This window comes from Thalassotalea sp. G20_0 (genome assembly GCF_017744175.1).
Taxonomy (GTDB): domain Bacteria; phylum Pseudomonadota; class Gammaproteobacteria; order Pseudomonadales; family Endozoicomonadaceae; genus Endozoicomonas.
This window is the reverse complement of sequence record NZ_JAGHQV010000072.1, coordinates 1-15,636: the sequence shown is the minus strand read 5'-3', so window position 1 is coordinate 15,636 and position 15,636 is coordinate 1. Positions and strand designations below refer to the sequence as shown.

Here is a 15,636-nt window from a genome sequence, read left to right as displayed (position 1 = left end):
ATTGACATCCACTTTAAGCATTCGGGATTCACAATAAGGTGATTCGTCGTCATCGACGCTTTCCCCGTCCTTACGAATCAGTGGCAGTGCCGGTTGCCCGCATTCAGCGCATCGGCGTTGATCAAGATTTGTTTCACTCTGCTCATCAAGGTGTTGGGTGATGCACCCCAGGTGGAAAACGTGGGGTTCCGGTTGGCAAGATGTTTCAACCAGTGAGTGTCCACCAAATTGTCCTCTGATATGTTCGTCATTTATACAGATAGAAGAACAATTAAAGCGGACATCTGCCCCGTTTCTATCGACACCATCCATCGCTTTAGCCTGCCATTTGACTCAAAACTTCGAGTAGGACAAAAAATCAGCAGGGTAAGTTCCACAAAAAACAGAATTTTTAACAAGAAGATTGTCGTTTAAATCGAAAGTCAGGCACGGAATCAATTTTCATTAGACAGTGATCGTTTATCCGGAATGCAAGCAATGGCAACCACAAATATCTGGCAACAGTTCAAGGCGCTAATAACGGCAATGGCACCAGTCAGGCAGAGCTTCGGGATGGTTCGGTTATTAACGTCAAAGGTGAATCTGTGGGTGTTGGCCAGAAGGCATTTATTCAGAAGAGATAAAAGGTACTGCGCCGCGCCCGGCTGCGCATTCCGGAGCATTCGGCCACCTATTCCACTAACATCCGGCCACTGATTCCGGAAGTATCCGGCCATCCATTCCGGAAACATTCGGCCACCCCTATCACCCGACCCACGACTGCTCAATGCACTCTTCCTCAATATATGGGCTTTCTGATTAGCGAGTTCCCGTCCAAAAACACAACCAATTGAAAACTGGAGATTTTATCCTGAAAAAGTATTTGAATTGTGATTATGACTACTTGTCGTTTGTTTTGATGGACTCCATGCTCTTTCGAGACTTCTGTCGCCTCGAACCAAACCAGCGCCCAGGTCGTTCCAGTTTGCATGGGCTCATCAGCCTCCTTACGGCATCTACATGAGAACGGATTAACAACTTCAGCTAATGACCGCTAAAGATCAGGGAATTGAGAAAGGACGCACTGTAGCCATTGACAGCACAGTCACCGAATCCGATATCAAACCACCTTGCGACAGTGATCTTTTAGCCAGTTCCGTTAAAGAAATTTGTCGGCTGCTTGAACGAGGACAAACACTGACAGCGACACCGCTTTATGAATATACCCATCACAACCGAGCCGTAAAAGATGCGGCCAGAAAATGCATCTACGCTGGCAAAGAAGAGCGGCATCAGCATTATAAAAAACTGCTGCAGTTGACCCGAAAATCCCGGAAGGTGCTTATTGAAGCCACTGTCAAGCTTGCAGACGCCCGTCAGCAGGGGCAGTGTCTCCTGGCTGATGATGCCGAAAAATGGCAGGCTGATGTGGATCACCTGTTGCCCCTGGTGGATGCAATAGTCTCTCAGACAGAGCGCAGGGTCTTGAAGGGTGAAAAGGTGCCAGCCCGGGAGAAAGTGGTTAGCCTGTATGAACCCCATACGGATATCATCGTAAAAGACAGGCGGCAAGTGCAGTATGACCATAAACTGAACCTGGTTCAGGGAAAAAGTCGATTGATCCCGGATCTGGTTATCGAGGAAGGTAATCCAGCGGATTCTGACCGATTCATTCCGATGATGGAAAGACAAAAAGAAATTTATGGCCGTGTTCCTCGCCAGACAAGCAGTGACGGCGGATACGCGTGTTGCGCTAATTTGGAAAAAGCCAAGGCCATGGGAATCAGCGATGTGGCTTTTAATAAGAAGCGTGGACTTGAAGTCGAAGAGATGACTAAAAGTCAGTATATGTATAAAACGCTCTTTCGCTCCCGGGCAGGTATTGAAGCAGGAATTTCCTGGCTAAAAAGATGTTTTGGACTATCACGTTGCCACTGCAAGGGCTCTGAACGTTTTGATGCTCATTGCTGGTTATCGGTTGTCTGTTACAACCTGGTGATTCTGGCCAGGCATCCAGCACCATCCTGACAGCTACCTCAACGCTAAATGAAAGTAGCTTCCCAGCATTATGGGAAGATGTTTGCTATCTGCTTTTTGAGTTTTTCTCAAATATCCGTCCCACATTAGAGAAAAAAGGAGAGAATTTTCTTGGTGCTCTAGAATGTCAGGAAATATTAAAACGTACGTACAGTCATATTGTGGTTACCCAATGCGTTTTTGGACGAGAACCAGCTAAATTGAGCGCCGTTTCGCAATTCTTATCCTTAACTTTGGCCAGGGAGCGGTCAAAGGCCAGCAATGTCTGGATGGCTTCTGTGTGGCCTTTATGAGCAGCGTAGTGGAGAGCCGTCCAGCCATCTCTATCTTTCTTTTTGGCCAGGGAGCGATCAAAGTTCAGCAATGCCCGGATGGCCTCTGTGTGGCCTTTATGAGCAGCGTAGTGGAGAGCCGTTTCGCCAAACCTACTCTTCTCTTTGGCCAGGGAGCGGTCAAAGTTCAGCAATGCACGGATGGCCTCTGTGTGGCCTTTTTCAGAAGCGTAGTGGAGAACCGTCAAGCCATTTCTATCCTTCTCTTTGGCCAGGGAGCGGTCAAAGTCCAGCAATGCCTGGATGGCCTCTGTTTGGCCTTTAAGAGCAGCGGAGTGGAGAGCCGTTTGGCCATTGTCACCCTTCTCTTTGGTCAGTGAGGGGTCAAAGTCCAGCAATGTCTGGATGGCCTCTGTTTGGCCTTTAAGAACAGCGGCGTGGAGAGGCGTACAGCCATATATATCCTTCTCTTTGGCCAGGGAGCGGTCAAAGTCCAGCAATGTCTGGATGGCCTCTGTGTGGCCTTTATGAGCAGACCTGAGGAGAGCCGTTTCGCCAAACTTATTCTTCTCTTTGGCCAGGGAGCGGTCAAAGGCCAGCAATGTCTGGATGGCCTTTGTGTGGCCTTGTTCAGCAGCTCTGTGGAGAGCCGTCCAGCCATGGTTACTCTTCTCTTTGGCCAGTGAGGGGTCAAAGCTCAGCAATGCCAGGATGGCCTCTGTTTGGCCTTTAAGAGCAGCGACGTCGAGAGCCGTTTGGCCATTGTTATCCTTCTCTTTGGCCAGTGAGCGGTCAAAGTTCTGCAATGCCTGGATGGCCTCTGTTTGGTATTTAAGAGCAGCGAAGTGGAAAGCCGTTCGGCCATTGTTATCCTTCTCTTTGGCCAGGGAGGGGTCAAAGTCCAGCAATGTCTGGATGGCCTCTGTGTGGCCTTTAGCAGCAGACCAGTGAAGAGCCGTTTCGCCAAACTTATTCTTCTCTTTGGCCAGGGAACGATCAAAGTTCAGCAATGCCCGGATGGCCTCTGTGTGGCCTTTTTCAGCAGCGTAGTGGAGAGCCGTCAAGCCAATTCTATCCTTCTCTTTGGCCAGGGAGCGGTCAAAGTCCAGCAATGCATGGATGGCCTCTGTTTGGCCTTGACGAGCAGCTGCGTGGAGAGCTGTTTGGCCATCGATAGTCTTCTTTTTGGCCAGGGAGCTGTCAAAGTCCAGCAATGCCCGGATGACCTCTGTGTGGCCGTTAACAGCAGACCGGTGGAGAGCCGTTTTGCCAAACTTATTTTTCTCTTTGGCCAGGGAGCGGTCAAAGGCCAGCAATATCTGGATGGCCTTTGTGTGGCCTTGTTCAGCAGCTCTGTGGAGAGCCGTCGAGCCATGGTTACTCTTCTCTTTGGCCAGTGAGGGGTCAAAGCTCAGCAATGTCTGGATGGCCTCTGTGTGGCCTTGACAAGCAGCTGAGTGGAGAGCTGTTTGGCCATCGATAGTCTTCTTTTTGGCCAGGGAGGGGTCAAAGTCCAGCAATGTCTGGATGGCCTCTGTGTGGCCTTTTTCAGCAGCTTTGTGGAGAGCCGTCCGGCCATGGTTACTCTTCTCTTTGGCCAGTGAGGGGTCAAAGCTCAGCAATGTCTGGATGGCCTCTGTGTGGCCTTGACAAGCAGCTGAGTGGAGAGCCAACCAGCCACGGTTACTCTTCTCTTTGGCCAGTGAGGGGTCAAAGTCCAGCAATGCCTGGATGGCCTCTGTGTGGCCTTCATGAGCAGAGCTGTGGAGAGCCGACCTGCCAAGGTTACTCTTCTCTTTGGCCAGTGAGGGGTCAAAGTCCAGCAATGCCTGGATGGCCTCTGTTTGGCCTTGACAAGCAGCTGAGTGGAGAGCTGTTTGGCCATCGTTAGACTTCTTTTTGGCCAGTGAGGGGTCAAAGTTCAGCAATGTCTGGATGGCCTCTGTTTGGCCTTTAAGAGCAGCGGCGTGGAGAGTCGTGAAGCCAAGGTTAGTCTTCTCTTTGGCCAGTGAGCGGTCAAAGTCCAGCAATGTCTGGATGGCCTCTGTGTGGCCTTCAAAAGCAGCGAGTTCGAGAGCCGATCTGCCATATTTATCCTTCTCTTTGGCCAGGGAGCGGTCAAAGGCCAGCAATGCCCGGATGGCCTCTGTTTGGCCTTTTTCAGCAGCTTTGTGGAGAGCCGTCCAGCCATCGTTATCCTTCTCTTTGGCCAGTGAGCGGTCAAAGTTCAACAATGCCTGGATGGCCACTGTTTGGCCATTATAAATAGCGTAATGGAGAGCCGTTTGGCCATTCTTATCCTTCTCTTTGGCCAGTGAGCGGTCAAAGTCCAGCAATGTCTGGATGGCTTCTGTTTGGCCTTTAAGAGCAGCGGCGTGGAGAGCCGTTTGGGCATCGTTAGTCTTCTCTTTGGCCAGGGAGCGGTCAAAGGCCAGCAATGTCCGGATGGCCTTTGTGTGGCCTTTAGCAGCAGACCATTGGAGAGCCGTCCAGCCATCGTTATCCTTCTCTTTGGCCAGGGCAATGTCCAGCAATGCCATGATGACCTTTGTGTCGCCTTGACGAGCAGCTAAATGAAGAGCCGTTTCGGCATCGTTATTCTTCGCTTTGGCCAGGGTGGAGTCAATGGCCAGAATTTCGTTGATGGTCTCTGTGTGGCCTTGACGAGCAGCTTCGTGGAGAGCCGTATCACCATTGTTATTCTTGACATCAACTCGGATGCGCATGGGGGCAATTTCCTTAAATGCCCTGACGATCTCTGTGTGGCCATTACGAGCAGCTAAGTGGAGAGGCGTACAGCCATCGTTCATCTGTTCATTGACTGGGGTTTGATAATTTTTCAGCAGCTCCTTGACGGACTCTATGTGGCCGTTCTGAGCGGCCATATGCAGGGGCGTAGCACCATCTGTATGTGTTTTGACATTGACATCCACTTTAAGCATTCGGGATTCACAATAAGGTGATTCGTCGTCATCGACGCTTTCCCCGTCCTTACGAATCAGTGGCAGTGCCGGTTGCCCGCATTCACTGCATCGGCGTTGATCAAGACTTGTTTCACTCTGCTCATCAAGGTGTCGGGTGATGCACCCCAGGTGGAAAACGTGGGGTTCCGGTTTACAAGATGTTTCGACCAGTGAGTGTCCACCAAATTGTCCTCTGATATGTTCGTCATTTATACAGATAGAAGAACAATTAAAGCGGACATCTGCCCCGTTTCTACCGACACCATCCATCGCTTTCGTCTGCCATTGACCCAAACTTTCGGTAGGACAAAAAATCAGCAGGGTAAGTTCCACAAAAAACAGAATTTTTAATAAGAAGATTGTCGTTTAAATCGAAAGTCAGGCACGGAATCAATTTTCAATAGACAGTGATCGTTTATCCGGAATGCAAGCAATGCCAACCACAAATATCTGGCAACAGTTCAAGGCGCTAATAACGGCAATGGCACCAGTCAGGCAGAGCTTCGGGATGGTTCGGTTATTAACGTCAAAGGTGAATCTGTGGGTGTTGGCCAGAAGGCATTTATTCAGAAGAGATATAAGGCAGCTGGATAGCCTTGAGTTCATCGAGCAGGCTGCGAATTGCCTTGTTCAGTGCCGGCAGGGTAAAGAATGCCTGATCACGCAGTCTGGCCAGTATCCAGCGTTCAACCACTTGTACGACAGATTCAACCCTGGCCTTATCTTGTGGTTTTCTGACCCGGGCGGGAACAACGGCTACCTGGTAATGCCCGGCCAGATCCTGATAGGCAGGGTTGATCACCGGTTCATACCGATGGGGCTGTTTTACGCCTGATTTTAAATTATCGGAAACCAGTGTGCCGGGGGTGCCTCCAAAGTAGTCAAAGGCACGTACATGTGAGCCGACTCAGTCCGGAAGCGATTGGCTCCGGGTGGCTTTAGTATAGGTGTAGATGGAAGCTCCCAGTGTGGCGACAAAATCTGTGTTTGTCGTACTTCACCAGTGTACTGGTCAACGACAATCATCGTTTGACCTGCGTAGCCAATAAAGAGCTTATCTCCGGCTATATGGTTTTGCTGCATGACCACACCCACCTGGTTCTTCCATGAGCGATATTGGTCACTGAACCAGCTGTACTGATAACCATCCGGATGACAGGTTTTGTACTCCTGCCAGAGTCGCATCAGGGTCATACCAGGGTGCCGCAGTGCCTGATGAATTTGACTCCAGTCAGGCTGAGCCTGCTTGTTCGATGATGGTTTGACGGGGAACAATTGCTGCTCCAGCGTATGCTCATTAATCGATTCAGGCAGTGGCCAGGTCAGTTCAGAAACCGAAAGCCGGGCCAGATAATCTTTAACGGTTGAGCGGGAGATATTGCAGCTTTGGGCTATCTTTCGCTCACTGAGGTGGTGCTCAAATTTGAGCCTGAAAACTTCACGAAGCTTAGTTTTACCCTTCAAATGAAAAAACCATTCAGGCAGATTTCAACGGTGAAGAGCTGTCGTTTACTTTGGAACTCTGGTGTTTATGAAATATTCTGGCTAATCTATTTTATTTAAAAAGCACCTTCAATGCTTCAGATAAATCTTTGAACTTTACCTGGCTACCGGTTGAGTTGATCTGTAAACGGGCGGAGCTGTCTGATGACTCAAACCGGTCAAATTCAATTTGAATTTTCTGATTTTTCTTGATGTTATGCAGTAAATTGATGGGGCCACTGCAAACCTCAAAATTATTTTTTGACAATGATTTGTAAATATCATCAGTTTCGTTGAGGCTTTCTAATTTATCGCGAATTTCATTGATGACGCTTTTGATATTTTTGGATGCTATTTTTTCAGATTGTTCTGCTACTTTGCTACTAAGATTTTCCTGCATTTTTTCTGCGGTGTTAACAACTTCCTTCGTAAGTTCCTCCCGAATTTCCTTCTGAAGGAGCTCCAGAAGTATTTCCTTACTAGTGTTAACAGCATTAGAAATTCCCTTAAGCAAGCTTTGTAAATCCGCATGTTCAATAATTTCCTGAATAGCAATAGATTCTAATGGTATGCCAAAAGTGTCTAGAATTATAGCTAGGAAAAATTTGCGCATTGTTTTTTTCAGATCAAAATCATCCAGACATAACTTTATATTCACACTGACTCTGGCTTTTGATTGCTCTTTTTTTTCAATACTTTTTGCCGTAAAATGGAATCTATTATATTTATCCAAGAATTTAATAATTTTATCTTTGGTGCCTTCGATATGGAAAGGATAGCCATCCAGTGATAAATCATATAGTCCAGAGCCAGGTATAAATTGTACGGTAACGTAGATTTGTTTCAGGTCTTCAGGATTTTTGGTATTGCGGTTTCCTCTAATTCCGGAATAGCCGAAAATTGCATCTTCAGGGCTGCCTTTAATAATTTTACCAACAAAATCCTTTGCATCCTTTGCTAAAACCAAAAAGGAGTTAACTTCAGGGCAAGGGATAAAATTCAATTGTGGATACTGTACTTTAAAGCCATTAAGGCACTCAACTACTTCATCATCTATAAATACTTTTTCTTGATAGCGAATAAAACCATCTTTTAAGCCAACTGGATTACTTTGACTGTGAGCATTTTCATTTTGGTAGTTGGTCTGATAGTCTTGCCCTTCAAAATATTTGTCGAGATAATACTTACGTTTATCTTTGCGTTCGCAGGCGTTGAGATTCCTCCAGTCCTCCTGCAGAGCTTCTTGGCAAAGAGAGTGTTCTTTAGCCAAATCCAGGGGTTTTTTGTTTTCCTTATCCATAGCATTGATATTAACTGGGGGGTGTCTTGTTTGGTCTAGCAACTCTATCAGGCACCGAATATTGTCTGCCTCGGCAGCCAAATGTAATGGTGTCCTGCCTTGTTGATCACTAGCATTGATTTTAACTGGGTGTTTTTTTTGGTCTAGCAACCTTTCCAGGCAATAAATATTGTCTGCCTCGGCAGCCAAATGTAATGGTGTCTTGCGTTGGTTATCTGGGAGATTGACGTCTACGTCATCGAAGCAGAGTATCCACTTAAGACATTCTTTATATCCTTGAACCTCCTTAGAACTATTGTGGTTCCAACATTTATCTATAATGACATAGTGCAAAGCAGCCATACCACTATTCTGAACTGTGTGATTGATATCTATTTTTTCGTCAAGCTTTTCTTCAAAAAACCTTTCCAGGCAATAGTTTTTGCCATAAGCTGCAGCATACAGAAATAACCTCGAAAGCTGGTCACTATCTTGTATTATATTTTTGGTTTTGATCAGTTTTATCAGGCCTTCGTTTTTGTTATCATTATGAATAGTAAAAAGCAGTGGTGAAACCCCTTGTTTATTATTAGTATGGAAATATTTATATATAGTTTTACCTTCTTTTTCGCAGATCCTTTTCAGAAACATTATATTACCGTTATAAGCTGCATAGTGCAGCGGATTATTATCGTCCATGTCAGATTTTTCAATATCATTTTCCTTTTCCTTTACCTTTACCTTTTTAAAATTAAAACATTTGTAATTTTCTTTCAGCCAATTAATTCTCTTCTCTGACATGGCTATACGATGCAGTAGCGTTATACCGTTGTTATTTTCCTCATGCACATTAGCTTTAGCCTTTATCAGCTCTCTTACGCATGCATCAGTATCAGCCAGGAGCAGTGGGGTGTCATCATTTTCATCTTTAGCATTGATGCATGTTAATTCTTTGTCTTTCTTCAGTATTAACTGAAGACAATTTCTGTACTTTTTCTCGGCTGCATAGTGCAGGGGTGTCCTCTTTTTATGATCTTGAAGATTGATGGATTTTTCCAATTTATTTTCCCTTTCCGCTTTATCCAGAAGTTTTTCCAGGTAATTTTTGTTGCCTTTTTCTGCCGCGTAGTGCAGGAGTGTTTTACCGTCAGTTTTGTCCTGATCTTCCGGGGGTATCCTACTGACCAGTAACTCTGTACTTTTACTGTCATAATTTTTATCGATGGCTAATCGCAGGGCATGACTGATATTTGTGGACGAGAAATCCTGGTATTCCTTACATAATACTTCCAGAAATTTCTCATCCTTGTTTAAAATTGGATAATGTAGCGGTGTTTTTCCATTGTTGTCAGGATGGTTGATATTCACTTTAGAGATTATATATTTCAGACAAGGTTCGTGGCCCTCCTCAGCAGCATCATACAGCGCTTCAGCAGCATAATGCAGCGCTGTTTTTCCACTGTTGTCAGGTTGGTTGATATTCTTTTCAGAGAATAGATGTCTCAGACATTGTAGGTGGCCCTTCTCAGCAGCATAATGCAGCGCTGTTTTCCCACTGTTGTCAGATTGGTTGATATTCTCTGTAGGGATTAGAGCTAACAGAGGTAGTTCCTGGCCATCCTCAGCTGCACGGTGCAGCTTTGTTTTCCCAAGCTCATCAACGTCTTTGGACTTCACTTCCCCGGGGTGCGGATATTCCTGCAGGTATACTATGCTGTCCTCCTCAGCAGCAGAATCAGCCAGAGCAGTTCTGTTTTCGCTGATAGCGGGTGACTCAATTGTTGACAGTTCCCGTGGTTCCGGGTCAGTATCCGGGCCTTCATTGTACAGTTCCCGTGGTGCCGGATAAGTATCCGGGCCTTCATTGAATGACTTTTTACGAAAGTCAACCGCAGTTTTACTATCAGTCGGGGCAGGATCGTTAGTGGCAACAGAGCCAGCCTGAGCTGTTTTGTCAGCTTTTTTGGCATCGTCGATCTTCACGTTGGTTGTGAGCGGACTGTTGTCTTTTTCATGATCAGCCCGGGAAGCAGCAAAGTTCTTTAATACCTTGACGGTCTCTTTTAAGCCCTTAGCTAAATTGAACGCCGTTTCGCAATTCTTATCCTTAACTTTGGCCAGGGAGCGGTCAAAGGCCTGCAATGTCTGGATGACCTCTATGTGGCCTTTTTCAGCAGCTTTGTGGAGAGCCGTCAAGCCATCGTTATCCTTCTCTTTGGCCAGGTCTTTGGCCAGGGAGGGGTCAACAAAGTCCAGCAAAGTCTGGATGGCCTCTGTGTTGCCTTTTTCAGCAGCTGTGTGGAGAGCCGTACGGCCAAGGTTATTTTTTTTTTTGGCCAGGGAGGGGTCAACAAAGTCCAGCAAAGTCTGGATGGCCTCTGTGTTGCCTTTTTCAGCAGCTGTGTGGAGAGCCGTCGAGCCATCTCTATTCTTTTTTTTGGCCAGGGAGCGGTCAAAGTTCAGCAATGCCCGGATGGCCTCTGTGCAGCCCCAATAAGCAGCGTAGTGGAGAGCCCTTTGGCCACGGTTATCCTTCTCTTTGGCCAGTGAGGGGTCAAAGTCCAGCAATGTCTGGATGGCCTCTTTGTGGCCTTTAGCAGCAGACCAGTGGAGAGCCGTTTCGCCAAACTTATTCTTCTCTTTGGCCAGGGAGCGGTCAAAGGCCAGCAATGCTCGGATGGCCTCTGTGTGGCAATTTTCAGCAGAACAGTGGAGAGCCGTGCGGCCATCGTCATCCTTCTCTTTGGCCAGTGAGGGGTCAAAGTCCAGCAATGTCTGGATGGCCTCTTTGTGGCCTTTACAAGCAGCTGAGTGGAGAGCTGTTTGGCCATTGTTTTCCTTCTCTCTGGCCAGTGAGCAGTCAAAGTCCAGCAATGTCTGGATGGCCTCTCTGTGGCCTCCAAGAGCAGCTTTGTGGAGAGCCGTGTGGCCTTTGTTATTCTTCTCTTTGGCCAGTGAGCGGTCAAAGTCCAGCAATGTCTGGATGGCCTCTGTGTTGCCTTTAAAAGCAGCGAGGTCGAGAGCCGTTCTGCCAAATTTATCCTTCTCTTTGGCCAGGGAAGGGGCAATGGTCAGCAATTTGGCCGGGGAAGGGGCAATGGTCAGCAATGTCTGGATCGCCTCTGTGTGGCCTTTAGCAGCAGACCAGTGGAGAGCCGTTTCGCCAAACTTATTCTTCTCTTTGTCTTTGGCCAGGGAGCGGTCAAAGGCCAGCAATGCCTGGATGGCCTCTGTGTGGCCTTTTTCAGCAGTACAGTGGAGAGCCGTCCAGCCAAGGTTACTCTTCTCTTTGGCCAGTGAGGGGTCAAAGTTCAGCAATGTCTGGATGGCCTCTGTTTGGCTTTTAAGAGCAGCGGCGTGGAGAGCCGTTTGGCCATTCTTATCCTTCTCTTTGGCCAGTGAGCGGTCAAAGTTCAGCAATGCCTGGATGGCCTCTGTTTGGTTTTTTAGAGCAGCGCAGTGGAGAGCCGTTTGGCTATCGTTATCCTTCTCTTTGGCCAGTGAGGGGTCAAAGTCCAGCAATGCCTGGATGGCCTCTGTTTGGCCGTTAACAGCAGACCAGTGGAGAGCCGTTTCGCCAAACTTATTCTTCTCTTTGGCCAAGGAGGGGTCAAAGGCCAGCAATGCCTGGATGGCCTCTTTGTGGCCTATTTCAGCAGACCAGTGGAGAGCCGTCCAGCCAATGTTACTCTTCTCTTTGGCCAGTGAGGGGTCAAAGTCCAGCAATACCTGGATGGCCTCTGTGTGGCCTCCAAGAGCAGCTTTGTGGAGAGCCGGGCGGCCATGGTCATCCTTCTCTTTGGCCAGTGAGGGGGCAAAGTCCAGCAATATCTGGATGGCCTCTGTGTGGCCTTTAAAAGCAGCGAGGTCGAGAGCCGTTCTGCCATATTTATCCTTCTCTTTGGCCAGGGAGCAGTCAAAGGCCAGCAATGACTGGATGGCCTCTGTGTGGCCATTATACACAGCGTAGAAGAGAACCGTGCGGCCATTTTTATCCTTCTCTTTGGCCAGTGAGGGGTCAAAGTCCAGCAATGTCTGGATGGCCTCTGTTTGGCCTTTAAGAGCAGCGGCGTGGAGAGCCGTTTGACCATTCTTATCCTTCACTTTGGCCAGTGAGAGTGAGCGGTCAAAATTCAGCAATGCCTGGATGGCCTCTGTTTGGTCTTTAAGAGCAGCGTAGTGGAGAGCCGTTTGGCCATTGTTATCCTTCTCTTTGGCCAGTGAGCGGTCAAAGTTCAGCAATGCCTGGATGGCCTCTGTTTGGCCTTTAAAAGCAGCGGCGTGGAGAGCCGTTTGGCCATTGTCATCCTTCTGTTTGGCCAGTGAGCGGTCAAAGTTCAGCAATGCCTGGATGGCCTCTGTTTGGCCATTATAAACAGCGTAGTGGAGAGCCGTTTGGCCATTTTTATCCTTCTCTTTGGCTAGTGAGCGATCAAAGTACAGCAATATCTGGATGGCCTTTATTTGGCCTTTAAGAGCAGCGGCGTGGAGAGCCGTTTGGGCATCGTTAGTCTTCTCTTGGGCCAGTGAGGGGGCAAAGTCCAGCAATGCCTGGATGGCCTCTGTTTGGCCATTATAAACAGCGTAGTGGAGAGCCGTTTGGCCATTGTTATCCTTCTCTTTGGCCAGTGAGCGGTCAAAGTTCAGCAATGCCTGGATGGCCATTTTTTGGCCATTACGAGCAGCTAAGTGGAGAGGCGTACAGCCATCGTTCATTTGTTCACTGACTGAGGTTTGATAATTTTTCAGCAGCTCATTGACGGACTCTATGTGGCCGTTCTGAGCGGCCATATGCAGGGGCGTAGCACCATCTGTATGTGTTTTGACATTGACATCCACTTTCTTATCAAGCAGTTTTCTCAGGCAGTCGGTTTGCCCCCAACAAGCGGCGAAATGCAATGCCGTATTGCCGCTGTTATCAGCGATATTGATATCCGCTCTTTCAAGCAAATAAGTCAGGTGATCTGATTTGCCCCAAAGAGCCGCTATCATCAAAGGTGTGATACCGTGGTTATCACGGGCATTAAAGTCCACTCCTCTGTTATCAGCAAGCTCACGCAGATACCCAATGTCGTTTTCTTTTTCGATGGTATAGTGTTCGAAGGTCTTGCCGTTAATAAGGGTTCCAGTGATATCTATGCCCATGGCAGCACATTGTTGACGGCCCTCGCTGATGCTGATTTTGGTGGCTATATGCAGGGCTGTTTCGCCGTTATTATTGGTGGCATTTACGTTCGCTCCCTTTTCTATCAGTTTTTTCAGGCATGTTTTATCCCCATTGGCAGCGGTAATATGCAGCGGTGTTTGACCTTCCCCATCGGTGGCATCGATCTGTATCGGATCGTTCAGGTAATTGAAAAATTCACAGTCACCCTTTCTGGCAGCAATGTGCAGGGGCGTCTCACCCTGATGATCGGCGGCATTGACATCGGCACCGTGGTCGATCAAAGTCCGGGCTAAATCCGTATGTTGGTGCTTTAAGGCGACAGCTAACAGGTATTCAGGATGATCGGTGAGCGCCGAGCGGTAAGGCTGATTAGCCAACGTCTTGTCTTTCTCCAGATGCCGGTTCAGCATTCTCAGATTACCGCTACGGCAGACATTAAGCATTCGGGATTCACAATAAGGTGATTCGTCGTCATCGTCGCTTTCCCCGTCCTTACGAATCAGTGGCAGTGCCGGTTGCCCGCATTCACTGCATCGGCGTTGATCAAGACTTGTTTCACTCTGCTCATCAAGGTGTCGGGTGATGCACCCCAGGTGGAAAACGTGGGGTTCCGGTTTGCAAGATGTTTCGACCAGTGAGTGTCCACCAAATTGTCCTCTGATATGTTCGTCATTTATACAGATAGAAGAACAATTAAAGCGGACATCTGTCCTGTTTACACCGGCACCATTCATTGCTTTAACCTGCCATTTGACTCAAAACTGTGGGTAGGACAAAAATCAGCAGATTGAGTTCCACAAAAAACAGAAAAAATAATTTTTTAACAAGACGTATGTCGTTAAATCAAAAAGACAGGTACGAAACCAACTTTCACAAGACAGTAAACGTTTATCCTGAATGCAAGCAATGGCAACCACAAATATCTGGCAACAGTTCAAAGCGATGATTACTGAAGGGGCGCAGGTTGTAGCCACCATGACCGCTAATAACGGCAATGGCACCAGTCAGGCAGAGCTTCGGGATGGTTCGGTTATTACCGTCATAGGTGAATCTGTGGGTGTTGGCCAGAAGGCATTTATTCAGAAGAGATAAAAGGTACTGCGCCGCGCCTGGCTGCGCATTCCGGAGCATTCGGCCACCTATTCCACTAACATCCGGCCACTGATTCCGGAAGTATCAGGCCATCCATTCCGGAAACATTCGGCCACCCCCATCGAAGCGGAGCGACGCATCGGTTTGCAGCTTAAGACGAAGGTTCGGACTTTGCCAGTTTTGCCTGTTCCTTGCGCAAGGTGTTGGAAGCTCCCAGTGTGGCGGCAAAAATCTGTGTTTGTCGTACTTCACCAGTGTACTGGTCAACGACAGGCATCGTTTGACCTGCGTAGTCAATAAAGAGCTTATCTCCGGCTATATGGTTTTGCCGCATAACCACATCCACCGGGTTCTTCCATGAGCGATATTGGTCACTGAACCAGCTGTATTGATAACCATCCCGATGACAGGTTTTGTACTCCTGCCAGAGTCGCATCAGGGTCATACCAGTGTGCCGCAGTGCCTGATGAATTTGACTCCAGTCAGGCTGAGCCTGCTTGTTCCTGCCTGATGATGGTTTGACGGTGAACAATGCTGCTCCAGCGTATGCTCATCAATCGATTCAGGCAGTGGCCAGGTCAGTTCAGAAACCGAAAGCCGGGCCAGATAATCTTTAACGGTTGAGCGGGAGATATTGCAGCTTTGGGCGATCTTTCGCTCACTGAGGTGGTGCTCAAATTTGAGCCTGAAAACTTCACGAAGCTTAGTTTTACCCTTCAAATGAAAAAACCATTCGGGCAGATTTCAACGGTGAAGAGCTGTCGTTTACTTTGGAACTCTGGTGTTTATGAAATATTCTGGCTAATCTAACGTGAGTTCGACGCTCATAAAGCCATAGGAACCCCTTCAGTCAGCACTGTTATATCAATATGGGGCTTCTTGGGTTGCCGGGTATAAGCAATCAGCCCAGCTGTCAGATTTACCGCAAAGTTGAATGGTGAACGGTGGCGAGTGTGCTCTATCTGAGAAATATTTTTCAATTGATCATTCACACTTTCAATCACTGCTCGTTTTCGCAGCATCGCTTTATTAAAGGCTTTTAGCGCCTTTGGCTTCATATTCTTCCGGACCTTCGTTACCACTTTCAGCCCTTTTTCTTTTAGCCAGGCAACTAACTTCTCTGAGATATAGCCCTTATCGCCATAAAGCCAGCCTGCCAGCTCTCCAACGAGACCGGGTACTGGCTTACGATCACCGGTATTCGCTGGCGTCAAACACAACGACAGAATATCCCCCAGATGGTTAATGACAAGATGAAGCTTGAAGCCAAACTTCCAGCCTGTAGATGTTTTTCCTCGCTTCGCCTCTTCCGAGAACACCTTGTGGCTTTTAATCCGGTGATTATCACAAACGACTATTGGCGTG

General features: G+C 47.7%; 11 protein-coding genes. 2 read left to right on the top strand and 9 right to left on the bottom strand.

Annotated features, from left to right (window positions below; all coding sequences use genetic code 11):
* Together J7438_RS23195 and J7438_RS23190 are read right to left on the bottom strand one after the other, a co-directional pair.
* Nucleotides 1–312, bottom strand: a 312-nt coding sequence (locus J7438_RS23195) for a hypothetical protein (protein ID WP_209278455.1), incomplete at its 3' end; no start/stop codon positions are given.
* A 122-nt stretch (nucleotides 313–434) separates the two neighbouring features.
* Complete coding sequence (locus J7438_RS23190) at nucleotides 435–731, bottom strand: hypothetical protein (protein ID WP_209278454.1); 297 nt, start codon at nucleotides 729–731, stop codon at nucleotides 435–437.
* A 295-nt stretch (nucleotides 732–1,026) separates the two neighbouring features.
* Here J7438_RS23190 and J7438_RS23185 point away from each other — a divergent pair, with 295 nt between their 5' ends.
* Entirely contained in the window at nucleotides 1,027–2,007 is a 981-nt protein-coding gene (locus J7438_RS23185) for a transposase (RefSeq protein WP_209278453.1), read from the top strand.
* Nucleotides 2,008–2,170: 163 nt separating this feature from the next.
* Here J7438_RS23185 and J7438_RS23180 read toward each other — a convergent pair whose 3' ends face one another.
* The 4 genes from J7438_RS23180 to J7438_RS23165 all read right to left on the bottom strand — a co-directional run bounded on the left by J7438_RS23180 (nucleotide 2,171) and on the right by J7438_RS23165 (nucleotide 13,913).
* Nucleotides 2,171–5,521 carry an ankyrin repeat domain-containing protein gene (locus tag J7438_RS23180; protein WP_209278452.1) on the bottom strand — a complete coding sequence of 1,117 codons (3,351 nt, stop codon included), beginning with the start codon at nucleotides 5,519–5,521 and terminating at the stop codon, nucleotides 2,171–2,173.
* Between the two features lie 292 nt (nucleotides 5,522–5,813).
* Nucleotides 5,814–6,053: a hypothetical protein gene (locus J7438_RS23175; protein WP_286196853.1), complete on the bottom strand. Its 240-nt coding sequence runs from the start codon at nucleotides 6,051–6,053 to the stop codon at nucleotides 5,814–5,816.
* 35 nt (nucleotides 6,054–6,088) lie between these two features.
* Nucleotides 6,089–6,715, bottom strand: coding sequence for a sigma factor-like helix-turn-helix DNA-binding protein (locus J7438_RS23170; RefSeq protein ID WP_209278451.1), 627 nt, complete (start codon nucleotides 6,713–6,715; stop codon nucleotides 6,089–6,091).
* Between the two features lie 91 nt (nucleotides 6,716–6,806).
* Nucleotides 6,807–13,913 carry an ankyrin repeat domain-containing protein gene (locus J7438_RS23165; protein ID WP_209278450.1) on the bottom strand — a complete coding sequence of 2,369 codons (7,107 nt, stop codon included), beginning with the start codon at nucleotides 13,911–13,913 and terminating at the stop codon, nucleotides 6,807–6,809.
* 172 nt (nucleotides 13,914–14,085) lie between these two features.
* On the opposite strand from J7438_RS23165, the gene J7438_RS23160 reads away from it, so the two are divergent.
* Nucleotides 14,086–14,271 (top strand): hypothetical protein, encoded by a 186-nt coding sequence (locus J7438_RS23160; RefSeq protein ID WP_209278449.1) that lies wholly within the window; start codon nucleotides 14,086–14,088, stop codon nucleotides 14,269–14,271.
* Between the two features lie 151 nt (nucleotides 14,272–14,422).
* Here the strand turns inward: J7438_RS23160 and J7438_RS23155 are convergent, their stop codons facing one another.
* The 3 genes from J7438_RS23155 to J7438_RS23145 form a co-directional block, all read right to left on the bottom strand.
* A complete protein-coding gene (locus J7438_RS23155; protein WP_209278448.1) occupies nucleotides 14,423–14,716 on the bottom strand; it encodes a transposase in 294 nt (97 codons plus the stop codon).
* Entirely contained in the window at nucleotides 14,713–14,991 is a 279-nt protein-coding gene (locus J7438_RS23150) for a sigma factor-like helix-turn-helix DNA-binding protein (protein ID WP_209278447.1), read from the bottom strand. Before J7438_RS23150 ends, J7438_RS23155 begins: the two co-directional genes overlap by 4 nt.
* 104 nt (nucleotides 14,992–15,095) lie before the next feature.
* Nucleotides 15,096–15,636, bottom strand: a 541-nt coding sequence (locus J7438_RS23145) for an IS982 family transposase (protein WP_209278446.1), incomplete at its 5' end; no start/stop codon positions are given.

Coding starts and splice junctions, on each gene's coding strand:
- J7438_RS23165 (WP_209278450.1), bottom strand. CDS start 13,913: ATGAATGGTGCCGGTGTAAACAGGACAGATGTCCGCTTTAATTGTTCT.
- J7438_RS23185 (WP_209278453.1), top strand. CDS start 1,027: ATGACCGCTAAAGATCAGGGAATTGAGAAAGGACGCACTGTAGCCATT.
- J7438_RS23155 (WP_209278448.1), bottom strand. CDS start 14,716: ATGACCCTGATGCGACTCTGGCAGGAGTACAAAACCTGTCATCGGGAT.
- J7438_RS23160 (WP_209278449.1), top strand. CDS start 14,086: ATGGCAACCACAAATATCTGGCAACAGTTCAAAGCGATGATTACTGAA.
- J7438_RS23180 (WP_209278452.1), bottom strand. CDS start 5,521: ATGGATGGTGTCGGTAGAAACGGGGCAGATGTCCGCTTTAATTGTTCT.
- J7438_RS23190 (WP_209278454.1), bottom strand. CDS start 731: ATGTTTCCGGAATGGATGGCCGGATACTTCCGGAATCAGTGGCCGGAT.